The 21,008-nt window shown below is 71.3% G+C and carries 21 protein-coding genes and 1 pseudogene; 11 read left to right on the top strand and 11 right to left on the bottom strand.

The annotated features are described in order from the left end of the window. Nucleotides 1–2: 2 nt before the first annotated feature. Nucleotides 3–386 (bottom strand): ArsR/SmtB family transcription factor, encoded by a 384-nt coding sequence (locus ABUW04_RS21270; protein ID WP_051726022.1) that lies wholly within the window; start codon nt 384–386, stop codon nt 3–5. 117 nt (nt 387–503) lie between these two features. Here ABUW04_RS21270 and ABUW04_RS21265 point away from each other — a divergent pair, with 117 nt between their 5' ends. Next, nucleotides 504–1,418: a DMT family transporter gene (locus tag ABUW04_RS21265; protein ID WP_380566234.1), complete on the top strand. Its 915-nt coding sequence runs from the start codon at nt 504–506 to the stop codon at nt 1,416–1,418. Here ABUW04_RS21265 and ABUW04_RS21260 read toward each other — a convergent pair. After that, complete coding sequence (locus tag ABUW04_RS21260; RefSeq protein ID WP_030259655.1) at nt 1,404–2,249, bottom strand: trypsin-like serine peptidase; 846 nt, start codon at nt 2,247–2,249, stop codon at nt 1,404–1,406. The two genes, ABUW04_RS21265 and ABUW04_RS21260, sit on opposite strands and share 15 nt — an antisense overlap. A gap of 178 nt (nt 2,250–2,427) precedes the next feature. Here ABUW04_RS21260 and ABUW04_RS21255 point away from each other — a divergent pair, with 178 nt between their 5' ends. Continuing rightward, entirely contained in the window at nt 2,428–2,874 is a 447-nt protein-coding gene (locus tag ABUW04_RS21255; protein WP_449341753.1) for a universal stress protein, read from the top strand. A 9-nt stretch (nt 2,875–2,883) separates the two neighbouring features. Here ABUW04_RS21255 and ABUW04_RS21250 read toward each other — a convergent pair whose 3' ends face one another. Beyond that, complete coding sequence (locus ABUW04_RS21250; RefSeq protein WP_030259659.1) at nt 2,884–3,795, bottom strand: cation diffusion facilitator family transporter; 912 nt, start codon at nt 3,793–3,795, stop codon at nt 2,884–2,886. An 81-nt stretch (nt 3,796–3,876) separates the two neighbouring features. After that, entirely contained in the window at nt 3,877–5,337 is a 1,461-nt protein-coding gene (locus tag ABUW04_RS21245; RefSeq protein ID WP_051726023.1) for a glycoside hydrolase family 47 protein, read from the bottom strand. A gap of 181 nt (nt 5,338–5,518) precedes the next feature. On the opposite strand from ABUW04_RS21245, the gene ABUW04_RS21240 reads away from it, so the two are divergent. Then, nucleotides 5,519–6,346, top strand: a complete 828-nt coding sequence (locus ABUW04_RS21240) for an FAD:protein FMN transferase (protein ID WP_380566232.1) — start codon at nt 5,519–5,521, stop codon at nt 6,344–6,346. Here ABUW04_RS21240 and ABUW04_RS21235 read toward each other — a convergent pair. Further along, nucleotides 6,330–7,688 carry an NAD(P)/FAD-dependent oxidoreductase gene (locus ABUW04_RS21235; RefSeq protein WP_030259667.1) on the bottom strand — a complete coding sequence of 453 codons (1,359 nt, stop codon included), beginning with the start codon at nt 7,686–7,688 and terminating at the stop codon, nt 6,330–6,332. The two genes, ABUW04_RS21240 and ABUW04_RS21235, sit on opposite strands and share 17 nt — an antisense overlap. A 153-nt stretch (nt 7,689–7,841) precedes the next feature. Between ABUW04_RS21235 and ABUW04_RS21230 the strand changes: the two genes are divergently transcribed. The 3 genes from ABUW04_RS21230 (at nt 7,842) to purB (ending at nt 10,496) form a co-directional block, all read left to right on the top strand. Continuing rightward, a complete protein-coding gene (locus ABUW04_RS21230) occupies nt 7,842–8,600 on the top strand; it encodes a HipA family kinase (RefSeq protein ID WP_084714976.1) in 759 nt (252 codons plus the stop codon). After that, nucleotides 8,597–8,977, top strand: a complete 381-nt coding sequence (locus ABUW04_RS21225) for a DUF3037 domain-containing protein (RefSeq protein WP_380566231.1) — start codon at nt 8,597–8,599, stop codon at nt 8,975–8,977. The genes ABUW04_RS21230 and ABUW04_RS21225 overlap by 4 nt, the downstream gene beginning before the upstream one ends. Nucleotides 8,978–9,065: 88 nt before the next feature. Then, entirely contained in the window at nt 9,066–10,496 is a 1,431-nt protein-coding gene (gene purB / locus ABUW04_RS21220) for an adenylosuccinate lyase (protein WP_380566230.1), read from the top strand. A 195-nt stretch (nt 10,497–10,691) separates the two neighbouring features. Here purB and ABUW04_RS21215 read toward each other — a convergent pair whose 3' ends face one another. After that, on the bottom strand, nt 10,692–11,792 hold the full coding sequence (locus tag ABUW04_RS21215) for an AI-2E family transporter (protein WP_380566229.1): 1,101 nt from the start codon (nt 11,790–11,792) through the stop codon (nt 10,692–10,694). Nucleotides 11,793–11,952: 160 nt separating this feature from the next. Between ABUW04_RS21215 and ABUW04_RS21210 the strand changes: the two genes are divergently transcribed. Then, nucleotides 11,953–12,999 (top strand): terpene synthase family protein, encoded by a 1,047-nt coding sequence (locus ABUW04_RS21210; protein WP_380566228.1) that lies wholly within the window; start codon nt 11,953–11,955, stop codon nt 12,997–12,999. On the opposite strand, the gene ABUW04_RS21205 is transcribed toward ABUW04_RS21210, so the two are convergent. Together ABUW04_RS21205 and ABUW04_RS21200 are read right to left on the bottom strand one after the other, a co-directional pair. Beyond that, complete coding sequence (locus tag ABUW04_RS21205; RefSeq protein WP_380566227.1) at nt 12,953–13,357, bottom strand: RNA-binding S4 domain-containing protein; 405 nt, start codon at nt 13,355–13,357, stop codon at nt 12,953–12,955. The genes ABUW04_RS21210 and ABUW04_RS21205 overlap by 47 nt on opposite strands. A 6-nt stretch (nt 13,358–13,363) precedes the next feature. Continuing rightward, a pseudogene (locus tag ABUW04_RS21200) lies at nt 13,364–14,506 on the bottom strand (RNA polymerase sigma factor); the annotation flags it as partial. A 316-nt stretch (nt 14,507–14,822) separates the two neighbouring features. Between ABUW04_RS21200 and ABUW04_RS21195 the strand changes: the two are divergent. From ABUW04_RS21195 to ABUW04_RS21185, 3 genes are read left to right on the top strand one after another with little or no spacing between them, the layout of a single operon-like run. Next, a complete protein-coding gene (locus tag ABUW04_RS21195) occupies nt 14,823–15,980 on the top strand; it encodes an inorganic phosphate transporter (RefSeq protein WP_037596712.1) in 1,158 nt (385 codons plus the stop codon). Next, the gene (locus ABUW04_RS21190) at nt 15,977–16,252 is read left to right on the top strand and encodes a hypothetical protein (protein WP_030259692.1); all 276 of its coding nucleotides are present in this window, start codon (nt 15,977–15,979) and stop codon (nt 16,250–16,252) included. Before ABUW04_RS21195 ends, ABUW04_RS21190 begins: the two co-directional genes overlap by 4 nt. 31 nt (nt 16,253–16,283) lie before the next feature. Beyond that, nucleotides 16,284–16,580 (top strand): DUF3349 domain-containing protein, encoded by a 297-nt coding sequence (locus ABUW04_RS21185; protein ID WP_380566226.1) that lies wholly within the window; start codon nt 16,284–16,286, stop codon nt 16,578–16,580. Between the two features lie 67 nt (nt 16,581–16,647). Here ABUW04_RS21185 and ABUW04_RS21180 read toward each other — a convergent pair whose 3' ends face one another. The 3 genes from ABUW04_RS21180 to ABUW04_RS21170 are packed head-to-tail and all read right to left on the bottom strand — an operon-like array spanning nt 16,648 to nt 19,109. Continuing rightward, nucleotides 16,648–17,397: an ABC transporter permease gene (locus ABUW04_RS21180; protein ID WP_380566369.1), complete on the bottom strand. Its 750-nt coding sequence runs from the start codon at nt 17,395–17,397 to the stop codon at nt 16,648–16,650. Continuing rightward, complete coding sequence (locus tag ABUW04_RS21175; RefSeq protein ID WP_380566225.1) at nt 17,394–18,695, bottom strand: RNA-guided endonuclease InsQ/TnpB family protein; 1,302 nt, start codon at nt 18,693–18,695, stop codon at nt 17,394–17,396. Before ABUW04_RS21175 ends, ABUW04_RS21180 begins: the two co-directional genes overlap by 4 nt. A gap of 21 nt (nt 18,696–18,716) precedes the next feature. After that, on the bottom strand, nt 18,717–19,109 hold the full coding sequence (locus tag ABUW04_RS21170; RefSeq protein ID WP_380566224.1) for an ATP-binding cassette domain-containing protein: 393 nt from the start codon (nt 19,107–19,109) through the stop codon (nt 18,717–18,719). A 145-nt stretch (nt 19,110–19,254) separates the two neighbouring features. Between ABUW04_RS21170 and ABUW04_RS21165 the strand changes: the two genes are divergently transcribed. Further along, on the top strand, nt 19,255–20,973 hold the full coding sequence (locus ABUW04_RS21165; RefSeq protein WP_380566223.1) for a discoidin domain-containing protein: 1,719 nt from the start codon (nt 19,255–19,257) through the stop codon (nt 20,971–20,973). The last annotated feature ends 35 nt before the right edge of the window (nt 20,974–21,008 follow it).

Genomic DNA, 21,008 nt, shown 5'->3' with positions numbered 1-21,008 from the left:
CATCATAGGAGTCCGGGCACCGGGGACAGGCCGAGGCTCGCGGGCCGCGCGTGTTCCTGGTGCAGGTGCTCCACGTGGTGCACCGCCTGGTCCAGCAGGGCCGCGACATGGGAGTCGTACAGGGCGTAGACCACGCTGCGTCCGCGGCGCTCGCCGACCACCAGGCCCTGCTCGCGCAGCACCCGCAGCTGGTGCGAGCAGGCGGACTGCTCCAGGCCCACCTCGGCGGCCAGTTCGGTGGCGGCGCAGGCGCCCTCGCGCAGCCGGGCCAGGATCAGCAGCCGGGAGGGGGTGGCCAGGGCCTGCAGGGTTCCGGCCACCCGGGCGGCGGCCGCCGGGTCGAGGCGCCCGGGGCGCGGATCGCGCTGCTCATTCGGCTGGCCCATGCTCACATCGTACTCAGTGGCATGTCACCGGTGGTTCCAAGTCAGCCGGTAGCATCGAGCCGTGTACCGATGGATGGGGCCCGGGCGCTGCGAGGGAGGGGGAGAGCCGTGTCGTTGATGGCAACACTGTCGGTGGTCTTCGCCGTGCTCGCCGCCGTGAGCAATGCGCTGGGCACGGTCCTGCAGCGGCGCGCCGCACTGATCGTCCCGCAGTCGAACGGGTTCCAGCTGCAGCTGATGTGGGACCTGCTGCGGACCCCGATCTGGTTCTTCGGCATCCTCGGGGTGATCTTCGCGGCGGTCTTCCAGGGGTTGGCGCTGGTCACCGGCCCGCTGGCGGTGGTCCAGCCGATCTTCGTGCTGGAGCTGCCGTTCGCGCTGCTGATCTCGGGGCTGGTCTTCCGCAAGCCGATGCCGCGCAGCGGCTGGCTGTCGGTGGCCTGCATCGTGGTCGGTCTGGGCACCGCGCTGGCCGCGGCCGCCCCCAGCGGCGGGGAGCTGCAGCCTCCGGCGGCGCTCTGGCTGCTGGCGCTGCTCTGCTGCGGCGGGATGATGGTGGTGCTCGCCGGCGCGGCGCTGAAGCGGCCGGTCGGCCGGGCCCGCGCGGCCTGCCTGGGGACGGCGGCGGCCATCGGCTACGCCCTCACCGCCGCCCTGATGAAGTCGGCCACCGACACCCTCGACCACGGCGGTGTCAGGGCGTTCTTCACCGCCTGGCAGACCTACGCCTTCGCCGCGGTCGGCGTCTGCGCGCTGTTCCTGCTGGAGAACGCCATGCAGGCGGGACCGCTGGTGGCGTCCCAGCCCGCGCTGACCCTGGGCGACGCGCTTATCAGCCTGTCCCTGGGGGTGACGCTGTACTCGGAGTCGGTGCGGGTCGGCTGGTGGCTGGTGCCGGAGATCTTCGGGGTCGGGCTGGTGCTGCTGGGTGTGGTCGGCCTGTCCCGGTTGCAGTCGGGCAGCGGCGCGCCGGAGGAGGAGGCACGGACGGAGTCGGCGGCGTCCTCGGTGGACGTCTCAGAGACGGCCTGACCCGGACCGGCCGAGCCGGGCGGCGGACCGCACGGCCTGCTGGTAGAGCGCCAGCGTGTCCTGGTCGAAGTAGCTGCTGTAGGAGATGCCGGCGGTGTAGCCGCCCTGCTCGAAGCCGCCGATGACCCCCACGATCGCATCGCCCTGCCTGCCCACGCTGTCCGCGGCCTTGCCCGTCGCGGCCACGACCCAGGGGCTGCCGCTGGTGCCGTCGGTGAAGTCGGCGCAGACCACCCGCAGTTGGGTGTCGGCGAACCGGCTCGCGGTGTTGCTGCAGGTGATCGGCGCGTCCTTGTCCTGCGGATAGCCGGTGAGGGTGACCGCGACCGACGCGCCGTCGCCCACGTCGGGATCGGTCTCCAGCCGGTTCGCCCCCACCACCTGCTCCAGGGTGCGGCCGTGCAGCGGTGCCACCACGGCGAAGGCGACGTCGAGGTCGGTGTCGTCGTCGGCGGTCCAGCGGGTGTCCTCGACGACGTCGACCACCTTCCACTCCCCGTAGGGAGCCGTGCCGTCGCGGTAGCCGGGGACGAAGACCGTGGTCCCCGGGTCGGTGGAGAGGCAGTGCGCGGCGGTGACGATGAGGTCGCCGCCGGGGCTGTGCACCACGCTCGCCGAGCAGTAGTGGTACGACATGCTGCTGTCGTCGAACAGCGCGCCCACCCGTGCCGACCTGGCCGAGGGCATGACCGGACCGCTGCTGCCCGGCCCCTGGGTGGCGGCGACCGCGGCGGTGGCGCTGCCACCGGCCATCACCAGCAGCCAGGCGAGCACGGTGACGACCCAGCGGGCGGCGGATCGGGCGGCAGCCCGCGGTCGGAGAACCCTCACGCCGCTACGCTCCCAGATCAGTTCTGTGCCCGGGCCGGTGATTTGATGAGTAATCGTTGAGAATCGTACAAGTCGGCCATGCCGACCGGGTCCACCAAGTCGACGCTCCGGCCCGATGGCGCTCCACGACGGCATAATGCTCAGTGCGTACAGCGATTCGATGGATGAGGGAGCCCGCATGTTCGAGCTGGGGACCGACGGCCCCTCCGTGATCGTCGCCGGACTGGACGGTTCGCCGTCCTCGATGCGCGCCGCGGCCTACGCGGCGGGGCTGGCCCGGCGGCAGGGCTCGATGCTCGCGCTGGTCTACATACAGCCGATGGGCACCATGGGCGGTGCCGACGTGGGCGTCGCCATCAACCAGGCCGGGCACGAGGTCGCCGCGGACCTGGAGCGGCAGATCCGCGAGGGCGTCGACCAGGGCAGCCACGGCCCCAGCATCCGCTGGGAGTTCCACACCGCGCCCGGTGACGCCTACGCGGGCATCGTGGAGCACGCCGACCGACTGAAGGCCGACGCGGTGGTCATCGGCGCGTCGGAGAAGGCCGGCCACCGCATCCTCGGCTCGGTGGCGGTGCGGCTGGTGAAGGCGGGCCGTGCCGGTCGCGCCGCCGTCGGGCCGTGACCGGGCCGCTCAGGCCCGCCGGATGTCCGGCTCCAGGTAGATCACCCGGGCGATCGGCACCGCGGCCCTGATCCGGGCCTCGGCCGCGTCGATGGCCCGGGCCACTTCGGCGGCGGTGTCGTCGTGCTGCACCGCGATCTTGGCCGCCACCAGCAGCTCCTCCGGGCCCAGGTAGAGGGTGCGCATGTGGATCACCCCGGTGACCACGTCCCCGTCCACCAGCGCGGCGCGGATCGAGGCGTTGTCGGCCGCCCCCGCGCCCTCGCCGAGCAGCAGGCTCTTGGTCTCGATGCCGAGCACCACCGCGATGCACACCAGCAGGGTGCCGATGCAGAGCGTGCCCACGCCGTCCCAGACGCCGTCCCCGGTGGCCAGGCTCAGCCCCACCCCGAACAGCGCCAGGACCAGGCCGATCAGCGCGCCGAAGTCCTCCAGCAGCACGATCGGCAGCTCGGGCGCCTTGGCCCGGCGGATGAACTGGACCCAGCTCTGCGAGCCGCGCAGCTCCCCGGACTCCCTCACCGCGGTGCGGAAGGAGAAGCCCTCCGCGCAGATCGAGAACAGCAGCACGCCGACCGGCCAGTACCAGTGGTCCAGCGAGTGCGGGTGCCGCACCTTCTCGACCCCCTCGTACAGCGCGAACAGGCCGCCGACGCTGAACAGCACGATGGCGACCAGGAACCCGTAGACGTAGCGCTCCCGGCCGTAGCCGAAGGGGTGCTCCTCGGTCGCCGCCCGCTTGGCCTTGCGGCCGCCGAGCAGCAGCAGCGCCTGGTTGCCCGAGTCGGCGACCGAGTGCACGCCCTCCGCGAGCATCGAGGAGGACCCGCTGAAGGCGAACGCCACGAACTTCGCCAGCGCGATGGCCAGATTCGCCCCCAGCGCCGCCACGATCGCCTTGCTACCGCCGCTTGCACTCATGCTTCCCGCTGTCCCCTCGACCGTTCTCACCGCGCCGGCTCTTACCGCGCTCTAACCTAGCCCGAGCAGGAAGCCTATCGGCTACCGGCGCAGCAGCCCGGACAGCACCTTGCCCTCGGTGGAGAGGATGCCGGACCGGTAGTCGAACCGGGGCGTGGCGGAGAACAGCAGCCACTGGTACTTCATGTTCTCGGCGAACCAGTAGGCGGGGGTGAGGTCCCCGGGCTGCATCCCACGCACCGTCACATCGCCGGAGACGGTGTACCCGTCGGCCACCCGCTGGTTGGCCCGCATCCCGGTGAAGAGGCGGTAGGCGGCCTGCTTGTAGCCGGCGTCACCGGTCAGCCGCCAGAGGTCCAGCGCGGCGTTGGCGTACTCGGGGCGCAGCTGGCTGCCCTTGTCGACCGCGGCCAGGGTGGCCGGGTCCACCGTCTCCGGCAGCACCGGGTGCCGGGCCAGCACGTCGGACCAGGTGCGGAAGTACGCCTGACCGCGCTTCAGGTCGCCGCCCTTGGCGAGCAGGCCGGCGTAGAAGGACCCCAGCTCGGACTGGGCGGTGCCGCCGACGGGCCTCCCGGTGCGGAAGTCGACGGACCTGAACCACAGCCGGCCGCCGACGGTGACCGCCTGGTGGGCCGTGATCGCCGCGGTCAGCTGCCGGTACCAGGTGGACAGCTGACGGTCGCCGAGCAGGGCCGAGCCGCCCCAGAGGTACTCGTAGAAGGAGTCCACCGGCGGGTTGGGGGCGGCGGCGGTGGTGTCGATCCAGCGGCCGGTCTCGGCGTGGATGGTCGACCCCAGCAGCCCCAGCGAGCTGCGGCGGGAGATGACGGCCCGGTAGGCGCGCATCGAGGCGTCGTAGTAGCGCGGGTCGCCGGTGAGGTCGGACAGCAGGCCGAACTCCATGACGTTGGTGCAGGCCTCGGCCAGCGGCACGGTGGTGCCCGAGACCGCGCCGGTGCGCAGGTTGACACGGGTGTACGGGATGCCGGTCGGCGACTTGGTGAAGGCGGGCAGCAGCCGGTCGGACAGCTCCCTGGCCCGGGCCAGCAGGCTGGACCTGCCGGTGGCCAGATGGCCCGCGAGCAGCCCGCCGACCAGCCGGATGACCGCCTCGAACAGCTGCACCTGGACGTTCTGGGCCGGGTCCAGATGGGCGTCGATCCAGTCGCAGCTGCGGGTCAGTTCGGCGTCCTCGCCCATCAGGTAGAGGGTGTCCAGGGCCTCCACCATGGACAGGCCGAAGGTGTGCCCGGGGGCGAAGAAGTCGTGGTGGCGGCGGCTCACCGGGCAGACCTCGTCGTAGCCCCAGGCGTGCTCGGTGTAGCCGCGCCAGCCGTGCAGGAACTCGGCGTGCACCTCGGCCGCGGCGGTCCGGTCCGAGGGCAGGCCGCTGCCCGGGGCGGCTGCGATGGCGGCTGCGGCGGTGCCGGGGAGCAGTGCGGTGGCCGCGGTGCCGGCCACGGCCGTCCCGATCAGGGTCCGTCGGGACAGCGGCCGCGAGGGGAGGAGGTCGCGGAGTGATGAGGAGTTCTGGCGCATGGCTACAGGACTAAGCCTGTCAACGTACCGTGGCGTCCATTGGCCGCAGGGCGGCGTGGCGTCCGGAGTCACCCGGCTGGGCTGCGAGGATGCCCTTCGAGGGGGAGGTTTCGGCTCACTCGAAGGAGTGAGGCGCTTCGTCTTTCTGACGCATGATCAGGCTGACGTATTTTCTGGAGATATGACCGTGCGGCGACAGGAGGACGGGATGGAGCGGGCCGTGCTGCGCCATGCCGAGCAGGTGATGGGCACCGTGGTGTCCTTCGACCTCAGGAGGGCGGACGACCGGGCCGTCGACGGCCTGCGGCGGGCGGTCGCCTGGCTGCACCGGGTGGACCGGGTCTTCTCCACCTACCGTCCGGACAGCCAGATCAGCCGGTTGGGGCGGGGCGAACTGACGGTCGGTGAGTGCGATCCCGACGTCGCCGAGGTGCTGGCGCTGGGAGCGGCGGCGGAGCGGGACGGCGACGGCTTCTTCTCGGTGCGGCCCGGCGGACCCGACGGCCCCAGTGGCGGTCTCGACCCCTCCGGCGTGGTCAAGGGCTGGGCGGTGGAGCGGGCCTCGCGGATCCTGCTGGAGGCCGGCTCGGCGGACCACAGCGTCAACGGCGGCGGGGACGTGCAGACCGCGGGGGAGCCCGAGCCGGGGCGGGGCTGGAGCCTGGCGGTGGCCCATCCGCTGCACCCGGGGGCGTTCGCGACCGTGGTCCGCGGCAGCGGCATCGCCCTGGCCACCTCGGGGACGGCCGAGCGGGGCGAGCACATCCTGGACCCGCACACCGGTCGGCCGGTCCCGGCCGGACTGCTGTCGGTGTCGGTGGTGGGGGCGTCGCTGACGGCCGCGGACATCGCCGCCACCACGGCCTTCGCGATGGGCCCGGGCGCCGGGCGGGCCTGGCTGGAGACGCGGCCGGGGCTGGAGGGCTTCGCCGTCACGGCGGAGGGCCGGGCGTGGTGGACGCCCGGCTTCCCCGCCTACGTGCCCGAGGGGCTCACTGGCGCGCCCTGAGCGACTCGGTGTGGGCCTTGATCTCGTCCTTGGTCAGGTACGAGTCGGTGTACTCGAAGTCGCGCAGCGTGGCCGGGCGGCCGCGCTGGAAGCCGGTGCGGACGAAGTCGTCCCCGGCGGTCGCGTTGAGCAGCCAGTTGGTCATCACCCGCACCTTGGCGACATTGGTCCGCAGCGCCATCAGGTGGTAGCCGCGGGCCACGCCCTGCGCGGCCACGCCGGTGAGCTCCACCCCGAGCGGCTTGGACACCGCGTCGGCGCCGCCCAGGTCCACCACCAGGCCCAGGTCCTTGTGGAAGTAGGGCTTGGCCTCCTGCCCGCGCAGCGCGGCCACGACGTTGTCGGCGACGACCTTGCCCTGCCGCTGGGCGTGCTGCGCGGTCGGCGGGCAGACCGAGCCGTCGCCCTTGGCCAGGTCGGGCACGGCGGCCGCGTCGCCCAGCGCGTAGACGCCCTCGAACTGCGGGACCTTCATCTCGGCGGTGGTCACCAGCCGGCCGCGTACCGTCTCCGCGTCCAGGGTGGCGATCAGCGGGCTGGCGGCGACGCCGGCGGTCCAGATCAGGGTGCGCGAGGGGACCACCCGGCCGTCGGTGAACTTCACCGACTCCTCGCCGACCTCGGCCACCGAGACCCCCAGCGAGACCTCGATCCCGCGCTTGCGCAGCACGTCCAGCGCGGTGGCGCCGAGCTTGTCGCCCAGCTCCGGCATCAGCTTGGGGGCGATGTCGATCAGGTGCCACTTGATCAGGTTGGGGTTCAGCCGCGGATAGCGCTTCACCGCCGAGGTGGTCACCCGCTGCAGGCAGGCGGCGGTCTCGGTGCCGGCGTAGCCGCCGCCGACGACCACGAACTGCAGCCGGGAGATCCGCTCCTCCCGGTTGGTGGCCGCGTCGGCCAGGTCCAGCTGGCTGATCACGTGGTCGCGCACGAAGGCGGCCTCGGCGAGGGTCTTCATCCCGCGCGCGTGGTCGCTCAGCCCGGGGATGTCGAAGGTGCGGGTGACGCTGCCGGGGGCGAGCACGATGTAGTCGTACTCCTCGTTCACGATCTCGTCGGTGATCTTCCGGACCACGCAGACCTTCGCCCTGGGGTCGACGCCGATGGCGCCGCCGGGGATGATCCGGGTCCGGGTCAGCATCCGGCGCAGCGACACCGCGACCGACTGCGGGGTCAGCACCCCGGCGGCCACCTGCGGCAGCAGCGGGAGGTACAGCTCGTAGCTGAACGGGGCGACGATGGCGATGTCGGCCTCACCGGGGGCCAGCTTCCGCTCCAGCCTCCGGGCGCACTCGACGCCGGCGAAACCGCCGCCGACCACCAGGATCCGAGGTCGTTCCATGTTCACTCCTAGTGGATGTCGTCATAGTGCGTCGCATGTTCATATGGGCCTATTCCTGCCCGCCACCCTGGCACGCACACCAGTGCGCTGCCACCGGGAACGGCCAAGTCGGTGGCCGCACCGAGGGGCGGGCCGCCGGATAGGGTGGGGCCCATGTTGTCTGAGCTGCGGGCTGTCCGGTATGTGACGCCGCTTCGGGAGGGCGGCTCGCTGCCGGGGCTGGTGGAGGGCGGCGACGGCGGGCACTGGGTGGCCAAGTTCACCGGCGCGGCGCAGGGGCGCAAGGCGCTGGTGGCCGAGGTGGTCTCGGGCGAGCTGGCCCGCCGGCTCGGCCTGCGGGTGCCGGAACTGGCCACCGTCGAGGTCGATCCGCTGCTGGTGGTGGGCGAACCGGACGAGCGGGTGCAGGACCTGGTGAAGGCCTCCGGCGGCACCAACCTGGGGGTGGCCTTCCTGCCGCGGGCCCTGGGCTTCGACCCGCTGGCCTTCCCGGTCGACCCGGTGACCGCCGGGCGGGTGCTCTGGCTGGACGCGCTGACCGGCAATGTGGACCGGTCCTGGCGCAACCCCAACCTGCTGGTGCTGCGCGGCGAGCTGTGGCTCATCGACCACGGCGCCAGCCTGATCTTCCACCACAACTGGCCCCGGGCAGCGGCGGCGGTGGACCGGCCCTACGACGCCTCGGACCACGCACTGCTGCGGTTCGCCCCGGACCTCGGGGCCGCCGACGCCGCACTGGCCGGGACGGTCACCGAGGAGCTGCTCCGGGAGGTGCTGGCGCTGGTCCCCGGCGTCTGGCTGGAGGACGAGCCGGGCTTCGGCTCGGCGGCCGAGGTCAGGGAGGCCTACGTGGCCCAGCTCGCCGCCCGGGTGTCGGGCCCGCGGAACTGGCTGCCGGAGGTGGCGGGATGACCGAGTACGTGTACGAGTACGCGCTGGTCCGGGTGGTGCCCCGGGTCGAGCGCGGGGAGCGGATGAACGCCGGGGTGCTGGTCTACAGCCGCCAGGCCGGACTGGTCCGCGCGGTGATCCACCTGGACGAGGGCCGGCTGCTGGCGCTGGACCCGGAGGCGGACGTGACCGCGGTGCGCAGCGCGCTGGCGGCCGTCGCCGCGGTCTGCTCGGGCGGCGCGGACGCCGGGCAGGCGGCGGCGGACGACCCCGGCCGCCGCTTCCGCTGGCTGACCGCGCCGCGCAGCACCGTGGTGCAGCCGGGTCCGGTGCACTGCGGGCTGAGCGCCGACCCGGCGGCCGAGGCGGAGCGGCTGCTGGACCTGCTGGTGCGCTGACCCCGGCGACGGCCCCGGCGACGTCTGCGGCGGCCCAGGCGGTGGCCCCGGCCGACCGCTCCGACCTGGACTGTTAGGCTTGCGAAGCGTGACCGTCAAGCCGAAGATCCCCAATGTCCTCGCCTCCCGCTACGCCTCCGGCGAGTTGACCCGCCTGTGGTCCCCCGAGCACAAGGTCGTCCTGGAGCGGCAGCTGTGGCTGGCCGTGCTCAAGGCGCAGGCCGACCTGGGGGTCGAGGTTCCGGAAGGAGCCGTCGCCGACTACGAGCGGGTGCTGGACCAGGTCGACCTGGCCTCGATCGCCGAGCGCGAGCGGGTCACCCGGCACGACGTGAAGGCCAGGATCGAGGAGTTCAGCGCCCTGGCCGGGCACGAGCAGATCCACAAGGGCATGACCTCGCGCGACCTCACCGAGAACGTCGAGCAGCTGCAGATCCGGCAGTCCCTGGAGCACGTCCGGGACCGCACCGTGGCGCTGCTGGTGCGGCTGGCCGCGCTGGCGGCCGAGCACGGCGAGCTGGTCATGACCGGTCGCTCGCACAACGTGGCGGCCCAGGCCACCACCCTCGGCAAGCGCTTCGCCTCGGCCGCCGACGAGATCCTGGTCGCCTTCCGGCGGCTGGAGGAGCTCATCGCCCGCTACACGCTGCGCGGCATCAAGGGCCCGGTCGGCACCTCCCAGGACATGCTGGACCTGCTCGGCGGCGACCAGGACAAGCTGGCCGACCTGGAGCGGCGGGTCGCCGGCCACCTGGGCTTCCAGCAGGGCTTCACCAGCGTCGGCCAGGTCTACCCGCGCTCGCTGGACTACGACGTGCTCTCCGCGCTGGTCCAACTGGCGGCCGGACCGAGCAGCCTGGCCAAGACCATTCGGCTGATGGCCGGGATCGAGCTGGTGACCGAGGGCTTCAAGGAGGGCCAGGTCGGCTCCTCGGCGATGCCGCACAAGATGAACACCCGCTCCTGCGAGCGCGTCAACGGCCTGGCGGTGATCCTGCGCGGCTACGCCTCGATGGTCTCCGAGCTGGGCGGCGACCAGTGGAACGAGGGCGACGTCTCCTGCTCGGTGGTGCGCCGGGTGGCCCTGCCGGACGCCTTCTTCGCCTTCGACGGCCTGGTCGAGACCTTCCTGACGGTGCTGGACGAGTTCGGTGCCTTCCCCGCCGTGATCGCCGTCGAGCTGGACCGCTACCTGCCCTTCCTCGGCACCACCAAGGTGCTGATGGCCTCGGTCCGGGCCGGCGTCGGCCGGGAGACCGCGCACGAGGCGATCAAGGAGCACGCGGTGGCCTCGGCGCTGGCCATGCGGGCCGGGGTGCGCGAGAACCAGCTGGTGCAGCGGCTCGCCGAGGACGAGCGGATCCCGCTGGACCGGGCCCAGCTGGACGCGCTGCTCGCGGACCGACTGTCCTTCACCGGTGCGGCGGCGAGCCAGGTCGCGGCGGTCGTCGGCCAGGTGGAGCAGGTGGCGGCGCGCTACCCGGAGGCCGCCAAGTACACCCCGGGCGCCATTCTCTGACGCCGTGTGACGTGACGCTCCCGACGTGACGTGACATGCGGAAGGTCCCCTGCTGGGGGGAGAGCAGAGGACCTTCCGGGGCGGCGATCGGGAGTCCAGGGGGGATTGGTGCCTCCCGGTCCAGCCGCACAGTACGCCTACCCGCACTGGGGGGCTGAAACCTTGAAGACGCATCAGATTTTCCTGAGCCGGCCCTCAGCGCGCGGCGATTCCGGGGAAGACCGCCTCGTCCAGGAACAGGCCCACCGCGACGGCCACCGGGATGGCGATCAGCGCGCCGATCACCCCCATCAGCGCGCCGCCCGCCAGCACCGCCAGGATGGTGACCAGCGGATGCACCTCGACCGCGAACTTCATCGCCCTGGGCACGATCAGGTAGTCCTCGGCGATCCGGAAGACGATGTAGAACACCGCCGTGGCCACCGCCACCGGGAACGACACCACCAGTGCCACCAGCGAGACCACGATGCCGCCGATGGTCGAGCCGACCACCGGGATCAGGTCCATCAGGCCCACGAAGACGCCCAGCGCCGCCGGGTAGGGCACGCCCAGGGCCACCAGCCAGATCAGCGTGGCCAGGCCCGCGATCACCGAGGTGGCCACATTGGCAAGCATGTAGCGGCCGGTGCGCTGCAGCACCTCGTCGGTCATCGCCTCGGCGCGCTCCCGCCGGCTGCCGCGGACGAAGCGCAGGCAGAACCGCTTCAGCGCGGGCAGGCTCGCCAGGAAGTACAGCGTCAGGGTGATCACCAGGAAGAAGCCGGTGAGGGTGCTGATCAGCAGCTGCCCCGCCCCCATCAGGCCGTTCACGACGGTGCCCGCCCCGCTGCCGCCGAGCTGTGTCTTCACCTTGGCGATCAGGTGGTAGCGGTCCTCCAGCCGGCCCAGGAAGGAGTGGTGGTCGTGGAGCTGCTGCAGCCAGGTCGGAATGATCTTCACCAGCGCATTGACCTCGCTGGTCACCGGGGGCACGAAGAGCGAGATCAGTGAGCCCAGCACCACCACCAGGCCGACGATCACGGTCAGCACCGCCCAGCGCCGCGCCATGCCCCTGCTGGTGAACCAGCCGACGATCGGCTCCAGGCTGACCGCGATCACCAGCGAGAGCAGCACCAGCATCAGCACGCTCTGGATCTTCAGCACCGCCTGCATCAGCAGATAGGCCGTCAGCAGGCCCAGCCCCAGCCGCAGTCCGACGGTGTACCAGGAGCGCCTGGCGGCGTCGGCGCCGGGCCGTGCGGTGGACCCCTCGTCCGGGGCCGGTGCTGACGGTGTGTCGGCCTGGTCCGTGCTCACGGTACTCCTCGCGTTCAGGGCCCGGCTGGGCTGCCGGGAGCAGGCGCCTACCCCGAACGGCCCTGTGCACCCGCGCACCCGTGCGAACCGTAGCAACGCGGGGAAGGGTGTGTCGTTGGGTTTGCAGAGCAGGGCGGATCTCGGACCGTGGGAGCACCGAATGACGATCGAACTGACGCTGGCACTGCCAGGGGGGCGGCTTCCCGACCCCGGTGACCATCCCGACCGGGCCCGGCTGCGGCGCGAGCACGACGCCTGGTTCCGGGAGCGGATGGCGGGCGTCGGACTGCCGCTGGAGCACCGGTTGTTCCGGGAGTGCGAGGGCGTCAGCCTGATGTGCCGGGTGCTGCCAGGGGCGGACGCCGACCGGCTGCTCGGCATCTGCCTGGCCGCCTCGGTGCTGTTCCTGCTGGACGATGTGACGGACGGTGACTCGACCGAGACCTCGCAGGCCGAGCGCTATCTGGCGGTGCTGGGCGGGGCATCGGCCGAGGGCGGTTCGGCGCATCTGCGGCTGCTGGCGCAGACCCTGGAACGGGTCCGCCAAGGCGTCTCGGCGCAGCTGTGGGCCCGGTTCGTGGAGGGGTTCTCCGAGGTGGTGCGGACCGCCGCGGTGAAGTCGGCCGCACCGGTGGCCGACTACCCCGGCTACCTGGCGGTGCGCCGCGCCGACGCCGCGTTCGACCTGGTCGGGGTGGCCATCGCGCACGGCCTCGGGCTGGAGGGCGATCGCGATCCGGGGCCGTCCGCCGGGGAGCTGGCCGGCTTCCTGGACGCCTGCTTCGAGCACACCATCCTGGTGAACGACCTGCTGTCGTACCGCAAGGAGTACGTGCTGGACGAGCCGATGAACGCGGTCGGCGTGCTCTGCCGCACCCGCGGCCTGGACCTGCAGCAGGCGGTGGACGAGCTGTGCGCCCGGCTGGCCGGGGCCGAGGCCGCCTTCTTCGCCGAGTCCGACCGGCTGCGGCGGGCGTACCGCGACCGACCCGGGCTGGAGCCGTACCTGGCGGCCTGGGGACTGATGCTCAGCGGCAACCTGGCCTGGTCGCTCTCCTGCCCCCGCTACAACGGGGCGGAGGGCGGCTGGCTGTGGGACGGGGCCGCCGGGGCCCTGCCCGACCTGATGGTGCTGCACCCGGACCGCACCGAGTTCCGGGTCAGTACCGCTGCAGCCGTTCCAGCTCGCGGCGGTCCCGCTTGGTAGGACGGCCCGCGCCGCGGTCCCGCACGGCCACCAGCACGACCTCCTCGCGCGGCGGCCGCGGCGGGCTGGTGTCGACGTAGCACTCGGCGGCGACCGGGGCGCCGACCCGCTTGCGGACGATCCTGGCCACGGTGACCACCCGCTCGTAGCCGCCGCCCTCGCGCACCCGCACCTCGTCGCCGGGGCGCACCGGCTGGGCCGGCTTGGCCCGCTCGCCGTTGACCCGGACGTGGCCGGCCTTGCAGGCGGCCGCGGCCAGCGAGCGGGTCTTGGTCAGCCGTACCGACCAGATCCAGCTGTCCACCCTGACCGGCCCCGGGTCGGAGCCGGGCGGGGGAACCGGGGCAGTCGTCGTCATCGGGTCCTAGTCCAGGTAGTCGCGCAGGACCTGGGAGCGGGAGGGGTGGCGCAGCTTGGACATGGTCTTGGACTCGATCTGGCGGATCCGCTCGCGGGTCACGCCGTAGACCTTGCCGATCTCGTCCAGGGTCTTCGGCTGGCCGTCGGTCAGGCCGAAGCGCATCGAGACCACGCCGGCCTCGCGCTCGGCCAGGGTGTCCAGGACCTCGTGCAGCTGCTCCTGGAGCAGGGTGAAGCTGACCGCGTCGGCCGGGACCACGGCTTCGGAGTCCTCGATCAGGTCGCCGAACTCGCTGTCGCCTTCCTCGCCGAGCGGGGTGTGCAGGGAGATCGGCTCGCGGCCGTACTTCTGCACCTCGACGACCTTCTCCGGGGTCATGTCGAGTTCCTTGGCCAGCTCCTCCGGGGTCGCCTCCCGGCCCAGGCTCTGCAGCAGCTGGCGCTGCACCCGGGCGAGCTTGTTGATGACCTCGACCATGTGCACCGGGATGCGGATGGTGCGGGCCTGGTCGGCCATGGCGCGGGTGATCGCCTGCCGGATCCACCAGGTGGCGTAGGTGGAGAACTTGAAGCCCTTGGTGTAGTCGAACTTCTCCACGGCCCGGATCAGGCCGACATTGCCCTCCTGGATCAGGTCCAGGAACAGCATGCCGCGGCCGGTGTAGCGCTTGGCGATGGAGACGACCAGCCGGAGGTTGGCCTCCAGCAGGTGGTTCTTGGCGCGGCTACCGTCCTCGGCGATGATCTCCAGTTCGCGGCGCAGCTCCGGGGTGAGCTCGTCGTCACCCTCGGTCATCGCCAGGGCCAGCAGCCCGGCCTCGATCCGCTTGGCGAGGACGACCTCCTGCTCGGCGTTGAGCAGCGGGACCTTGCCGATCTGCTTGAGGTAGTCCTTGACCGGGTCCGAGGTGGCCCCGGCGACGGTCACCAGCTGCGCGGGAGCGTCGTCCTCGTCCTCGTCGGAGACGGTGAAGACCTCCTGGCCGGTCGGCTCGGCAGCCTCGGACAGATCAGCCGGCTCGGGCTGGTCCGACTGCTCGGGCTGCTCCACGGCTTCCGGCTTTGCCTCGGAATTCTTCCCGGCAGCTTTCACGGGCCTTTTCCGTACGGGCGCGGAAGTCTTGGCAACGGCCACCATCAGCGCTGTGCCTCCCTCATAGGACCTGCTCGAGGCTGCGCAGGACACGCATCCGGTGCTGCATACCAAGCAGCACCGATGGGTTTATCGGTGAAGGGCGCATATTCGTTACATCGGCGAAAGAGTGATGTGTCGCACACCGGTCCCCCGGCCGGTTCGAACACCGTCCGAACGCCGCCCGAACGCCGTCCCGGCCCGGTCCGAGCGCCGGTACGGGTGTCGGAAATGCGCACGAGATGGACATCGGGTGACGAGGGTACGGCCAGTCGGCCAAGTCTCGGCCCGGCGTCTCGACGGCCGTACCGCGCCTCGGGACACTGCCGGTGTGGGTAACGACACTCTGCTTGCTCTGGTGGTCGTCACGGCTCTGGCCTTCGACTTCACCAACGGATTCCACGACACGGGCAATGCCATGGCGACGTCCATCGCCACCGGCGCCCTCGGTCCCAGGACAGCGGTCGCGCTGTCCGGGGCACTCAATCTGGTCGGTGCCTTCCTCTCGCTGAGCGTCGCGGCGACGATCGCCAGCGGCCTGGTGGCCACCAACCTCGTCACTCTCACCGTGGTCTTCGCCGGACTGGCCGGGGGCATCATCTGGAACCTCCTCACCTGGTTCCTGGGGATCCCCTCCAGCTCCTCGCACGCCCTGATCGGCGGGGTGGTCGGCTCGACCATCGCCGCGGCGGGCGGCCACGCGGTCAAATGGCACGGGCTGTTCCAGAAGGTGATCATCCCGGCCGGGCTGTCCCCGGTCATCGCCGGGCTGGTCGCCGCCACCGGCACCTGGCTGGTCTACCGGATCAGCCGCGGGGTGCACCCCAAGGCCCGCAGCCACGGCTTCCGGATCGGCCAGATCGGATCGGCCTCGATGGTGTCGCTGGCGCACGGCACCAACGACGCCCAGAAGACCATGGGCATCATCACCCTGGCCCTGATCGCCAACGGCAGCCTGCACTCCGGGGCCAAGGCGCCGTTCTGGGTCATCCTCAGCTGTGCCATCGCCATCGCCCTGGGCACCTACATGGGTGGCTGGCGGGTGATCCGGACCCTGGGCAAGGGGCTGGTCGAGATCGAGTCCCCGCAGGGGATGGCGGCCGAGTCCTCCTCGGCCGCGATCATCCTGCTCTCCAGCCACTTCGGCTACTCGCTGTCGACCACCCATGTCGCCACCGGCTCGATCCTGGGCACCGGCGTCGGCAAGAAGGGCGCCGAGGTCCGCTGGAACGTCGCCGGTCGGATGGCCGTCGCCTGGCTGTTCACCCTTCCGGCGGCCGGGCTGGTCGGCGCCGGCGCCTACGGGCTCGCCCACGTCATCGGCGGCAACTTCGGGATCGTGGTGGTGCTGGTGCTGCTGCTCGCGGTGGCCGGCCTCATCTACGTCAGGTCCCGCCGCACCGCGGTGAGCCACAACAACGTCAACGCGGAGTGGACCGGAACGGTCGCGCCGCCGACCGAGGCGCCGAAGGAGGTCGCGGCGGTATGAACGACTGGATCAATCTGCACGCCCTGTGGCAGATCGTGGTGATCGGCCTGCTGGCCGGGGCCGGACTGCCGGCGCTCTTCGCGGTCGGCCTGCGCGCGCTCAGCCTCCCCGGCGGGGGCGGCGCCGCGGCGGCCGCCACAGCGGGCGCGGAGGACGACGACGACCGGGTCATCGGCGGCAGCACGCTGGGACTGGCCGTCGCCGTGCTCTGCTTCGCGGTGGTCCTGGCCGCGGTCGGCTGGGGCATCTACCTGATCGTCGCCGCCACCTGACACCGGCCCAATCGAAGGAGGGACCAAGCAGATGCCCTTGCCACCCGTACTGTCGTCCATCGTGGGCTGGCTCCGCGCCGGTTACCCCGAAGGGGTGCCCGAGCGTGACTACATTCCCCTGTTCGCGCTGCTCGCCAGCCAGTTGACGGACGATCAGGTCAGCTCGATCGCCGAGGAGCTGGCCGGCGGCAGTGACCCGATCACCGCCAAGGCGATCCGTGAGGCGGCCGAGGCCACCTCCAACGGCCCGCTCGCCGACGGCGATGTCGCCAGGGTCAAGTCCAGGCTGGCGGCCGGTGGTTGGCCGCTGGCCCGACCCGAGGTCTGACCGACCCCGGCCGCGACCCCGTCCGCTCTGCCCCGCCCCGGTTGCCGGGACCGCTGCTGCCGAGTCGTCAGTGCAGCAGCAGCCTCTGCATCCGGGGCAGGGCGATCCGCAGCCCCAGCGCGCCCATCAGCAGCAGGTACACCGCGGGCAGCAGCAGCGCGGTCCCGGGTTGACCGAGGGCGGGCAGCCGGATCAGCTGGATGCTCTGGTAGAGCGGCAGGCACTCCACCGCGATCTGGATCGGCCGGGGGTAGACCCCCAGCGGGTAGAAGGTGGTCGCGAACAGGAACATCGGCAGCATCGCCAGCTGGATGAACTGGAAGTCGGCCCAGTTGCGCAGGTAGGTGACCACGGCCAGGCCCACCGAGGCGAAGGCGAAGCCGACCAGTGCGGCGCCGGGGACCACCAGCAGGATCCAGACGGAGTGGACCAGGCCGAAGGCGCCGACCACGGCCAGGAAGCCCAGGGTGATCAGCACCCCGCGCAGCAGCGCCCAGCACACCTCGCCGACCGCCACGTCGTACACGGTCATCGGGGTGGCCAGGATGGAGTCGTAGACGCGCTGCAGGTTCAGCTTGGAGAACATGTTGAAGGTGGTCTCGTTCATCGCGCCGTTCATCGCCGCGGTGGCCAGCAGCGCCGGGGCGACGTACACCGAGTAGCCGATGCCGCCGGCCGGTCCGTGGTCGTCCAGTCCGGGGACGTGGCCGACCAGTTGGCCGATGCCGACGCCGATGGTCAGCAGGTAGAGCATCGGCTCCAGCACCTCGGCCAGCAGCAGGTACCAGGTATGACGTTGAAGCTCACTCCTCCCTATCGGGGGGAGTTTCCCGCCTGGCTTGCGCCGGTGGGTTTGACGCGACGAGCGCGCCTGGCGACTGCCCTTCCGGCAGCCGGGACGAGCGCGTGGCCCGTCCGGTACAGGTGCAGGATGTTGCGTGCGGCGTTGTGGTCGGCGTTGCCGGTCCAGCCGCAGCCGGGGTTCTTGCACACGAACAGGGCCTGGCTCTCGCGGCTGCCGGGGGTGGTGGCCTGGCAGTGCGAGCAGCGCCGTGAGGTGCCCGGGGCGGGGACCTTGTGCAGGGTGCCGCCGTGTCGGGTGGTCTTGTACGCCAGCATCGTCACGGTGCGGCCCCAGGCCTCGCTACTGATGGCGCGGTTGAGGCCGGACTTCTGGGCGACGTTTGTTCCCGGTCGCTCGAGGGTGCCCTTGGCGGATTTGACCATGTTCGTGATCTGCAACTGCTCCACCACGACGGTGCCGTAGGTTGCGGCGATGCGCGTGGTGGTCTGGTGCTGCCAGTCCTGGTGGCGTCGCTTGGCTCTCGCGCGCAACCCGTGGATCCGGTCGTAGGTGTGGTGCAGGCGACGCGAGGTCCGCGTCCCTGGCTTGCGGTGCGCCTTGCGCCCGGCGGCCCGCCGCTCCAGTCGCAGGAGCGTGGCCTGCTCGGTGTCGGTCAGCCAGGCGCCGTGGCGGTGGTGGTTGCCGTCGGACAGGGCCAGCGCGACGGTGACGCCGACGTCGATGCCGACCTCGGGGCCGGGGTGCGGGGCGGGGGCGGGTTCCAGGGTCTGGACGCGGAAGGCGATGTGCCAGCCGAGATCGTCCCTGACCAGCCGCGCGCCAGTGATCCTGTTAGCGGTGTCGGCGTGCCTGCCCACCGGCAGGTCACGGGTCCAGCGGAAGCGAACCCGCCCCAGCTTGGGGATGTTGACCATGCCCCAGCGCCGGTGCACCCGGCTGATGTTCAGGTCACGGCCCTGCGGGATGTCCACGGTCAGCGCGGTCCGGTGACGGGTCTTGAAGTGCGGCCCCTCCGCACGCCCCTCCCAACAGTTCTTCCACGCCTGCAGGTAGGTCTTCAACACGGCTTGCGCCGCCTGGGCGGGCAGCACCGCATACCAGTCGAAGTCCTTGCGGGCCTGACGCAGTGTCTGGTCCAGGCGCGCAAGTGACCGCTGGCACTTGGGGGTCATCAGCCACAGGTCGTGCAGTTGGTTCCACATTGCGCGAGCAGCGTGCGCCTGCGCGTCGAGCTTCGCGCACTGGACGGGCGACAGTGCCAGCTCGGCGCGATGCCCGAACTGCCGCCGTTCCACACCACGCTCACTCATGCAGACCACTCTATTGGACCACTACTGGCCAGGGTCGGAGAAACTCCCAGCGCAGATGGCGGGACTGCGGGGCAGGCCGAAGTAGCGGCCGTAGATCAGCAGGTTCTCCCGGACCGTCAACTCCTCGTCCAGGGTGTCCTCCTGGGGGACGACCCCGATCCTGGCACGGATCTCGGGGCCGTGGGTGGCCGCGTCCAGGCCGAGCACCCGGAGCGAGCCGCCGCTGAGCGGGGAGACGCAGCTGATCATGCGCATGGTCGAGGACTTGCCGGCCCCGTTCGGTCCCAGGAAGCCGAAGGCCTCGCCGGGGGCCAGGGCGAAGTCGATGCCGTCCACGGCGGTGAAGCCGGAGGGCTGGTAGACCTTGCGCAACCCCTCGGCCACCACCAGAGGCGCGCCCTGATGTTCGTTCAACTGTCTGTCTCCCTCGGCGCCGTCCGGTCGTGCGGGTAACCGAGAAGCTATGCGGCGTCGACAGAATTTCGCAATCTATTTACAGCATCGGGTAAATCCACGACGATTTGACTGTTCATCGTCCATCCACCCGTGAGGACCACTCATGCCAATGTCACGACGGACGTTCATGGCGTCCGTGCTCGGAGGGACCGCCGTCATGGCGGTGACGGGGACCCAGTTACTGCGCGCCGCGGACGCCGCCGTCGTTCCGGCGGCCAGCCCGGCCGGGGACGTGGTCGGGAAGATCACCGTCGGCTACCAGGGCTGGTTCGCCTGCATCGGGGACGGGGCCCCGATCAACGGCTGGTGGCACTGGAGCCAGAACTGGTCCCAGGCGCCGTCGACCAGCAACAACGCCATCAAGGCCTGGCCGGACATGCGCGAGTACACCCACGTCTACCAGACCGGCTACGCCGCCCTGGGCAACGGCCAGCCGGCGACGCTGTTCTCGTCCTACGACCAGCAGACGGTGGACACCCACTTCCTGTGGATGCAGCAGAACGGCTGCGACACCGCGGCGCTGCAGCGGTTCAACCCCAACAGCAGCGAGGGGCCGACCCGCGACGCCATGGCGGCCAAGGTGCGCAGCTCGGCGGAGACCTACGGCCGCAAGTTCTACATCATGTACGACGCCACCGGCTGGACCAACATGCAGTCGGAGATGAAGGCCGACTGGACCAACAAGATGTCGGCGCACACCGCCTCGTCGGCCTACGCGCGGCAGAACGGCAAGCCGGTGGTGTGCATCTGGGGCTTCGGCTTCAACGACGCCAACCACCCCTGGGACGCGGCGACCTGTCTGGACGTCATCAACTGGTTCAAGGGTCAGGGCTGCTACGTCATCGGCGGGGTGCCGCGGGAGTGGCGCACCGGGGTCGGCGGCTCCCGGGCCGGCTTCTCCGGCACCTACCACGCCTTCAACATGATCTCGCCCTGGATGGTCGGCGCCATCGGAAACGCCGCCGACTCCGACTCGGTCTACCAGAACATCAACGTCCCGGACCAGGCCGACTGCAACGCCAACGGCGTCGACTACCAGCCCTGCGTGCTGCCCGGCGACGTCTCGGGCAACCAGCGCGCGCACGGCGACTTCATGTGGCGGCAGTTCTACAACATGGTCCGGGTCGGCGCCCAGGGCATCTACATCTCCATGTTCGACGAGTACGGCGAAGGCAACCAGATCGCCAAGACCGCTGAGACCCAGGCGGGCGTCCCGGCGGGTTCCGGGCTGCTGGCCCTGGACGCCGACGGCACCGCCTGCTCCTCGGACTACTACCTGCGGCTGACGGCCGACGGCGGCCGGATGCTCAAGGGCCAGATCGCCCTGACCGCCACCCGCCCCACCTCGCCCACCGCCGCCGGCGGACCGACCACCCCGCCGCCCACCACCCCGCCGCCCAGCACCGACCTGGCGCTGCACCAGCCCACCTCGGAGAGCAGCCACACCCAGGTCTACAGCAGCGGCAACGCGGTGGACGGCGACCCCAACACCTACTGGGAGAGCGCCAACAACGCCTTCCCGCAGTGGCTCCAGGTCGACCTCGGCAGCACCCGTGCGGTGGGCCGGATCGTGCTCACCCTGCCGCCCGCCACGGCCTGGGGGACCAGGACGCAGACCATCACGGTGTCCGGCAGCACCGACGGCTCCTCGTTCGCCACCCTGCTCGGCTCGGCCGGCTACACCTTCAACCCGGCGACCGGAAACACCGCCACCGCCACTCTGCCCTCCGGCAGCAGCACCCGGTACCTCCGGCTCACCTTCACCGCCAATACCGGCTGGCCGGCGGGGCAGGCATCCGGGTTCCAGGTGTACGCGTCCTGACCCTCACTCAACTGCTCGGAAATTTCTGTGATTTC

It is taken from the genome of Streptacidiphilus jeojiensis, assembly GCF_042510965.1.
Lineage (GTDB): Bacteria > Actinomycetota > Actinomycetes > Streptomycetales > Streptomycetaceae > Streptacidiphilus > Streptacidiphilus jeojiensis.
This window is presented reverse-complemented; position numbering and strand designations above follow the sequence as displayed.

Bases quoted from the DNA above. Each gene is read 5' to 3' on its own strand.
- ABUW04_RS21270 (WP_051726022.1), bottom strand. From the start codon at position 386: ATGGGCCAGCCGAATGAGCAGCGCGATCCGCGCCCCGGGCGCCTCGAC.
- ABUW04_RS21265 (WP_380566234.1), top strand. From the start codon at position 504: ATGGCAACACTGTCGGTGGTCTTCGCCGTGCTCGCCGCCGTGAGCAAT.
- ABUW04_RS21255 (WP_449341753.1), top strand. From the start codon at position 2,428: ATGTTCGAGCTGGGGACCGACGGCCCCTCCGTGATCGTCGCCGGACTG.
- ABUW04_RS21250 (WP_030259659.1), bottom strand. From the start codon at position 3,795: ATGAGTGCAAGCGGCGGTAGCAAGGCGATCGTGGCGGCGCTGGGGGCG.
- ABUW04_RS21245 (WP_051726023.1), bottom strand. From the start codon at position 5,337: ATGCGCCAGAACTCCTCATCACTCCGCGACCTCCTCCCCTCGCGGCCG.
- ABUW04_RS21240 (WP_380566232.1), top strand. From the start codon at position 5,519: ATGACCGTGCGGCGACAGGAGGACGGGATGGAGCGGGCCGTGCTGCGC.
- ABUW04_RS21235 (WP_030259667.1), bottom strand. From the start codon at position 7,688: ATGGAACGACCTCGGATCCTGGTGGTCGGCGGCGGTTTCGCCGGCGTC.
- ABUW04_RS21230 (WP_084714976.1), top strand. From the start codon at position 7,842: ATGTTGTCTGAGCTGCGGGCTGTCCGGTATGTGACGCCGCTTCGGGAG.
- ABUW04_RS21225 (WP_380566231.1), top strand. From the start codon at position 8,597: ATGACCGAGTACGTGTACGAGTACGCGCTGGTCCGGGTGGTGCCCCGG.
- ABUW04_RS21210 (WP_380566228.1), top strand. From the start codon at position 11,953: ATGACGATCGAACTGACGCTGGCACTGCCAGGGGGGCGGCTTCCCGAC.
- ABUW04_RS21205 (WP_380566227.1), bottom strand. From the start codon at position 13,357: ATGACGACGACTGCCCCGGTTCCCCCGCCCGGCTCCGACCCGGGGCCG.
- ABUW04_RS21190 (WP_030259692.1), top strand. From the start codon at position 15,977: ATGAACGACTGGATCAATCTGCACGCCCTGTGGCAGATCGTGGTGATC.
- ABUW04_RS21185 (WP_380566226.1), top strand. From the start codon at position 16,284: ATGCCCTTGCCACCCGTACTGTCGTCCATCGTGGGCTGGCTCCGCGCC.
- ABUW04_RS21175 (WP_380566225.1), bottom strand. From the start codon at position 18,695: ATGAGTGAGCGTGGTGTGGAACGGCGGCAGTTCGGGCATCGCGCCGAG.
- ABUW04_RS21165 (WP_380566223.1), top strand. From the start codon at position 19,255: ATGCCAATGTCACGACGGACGTTCATGGCGTCCGTGCTCGGAGGGACC.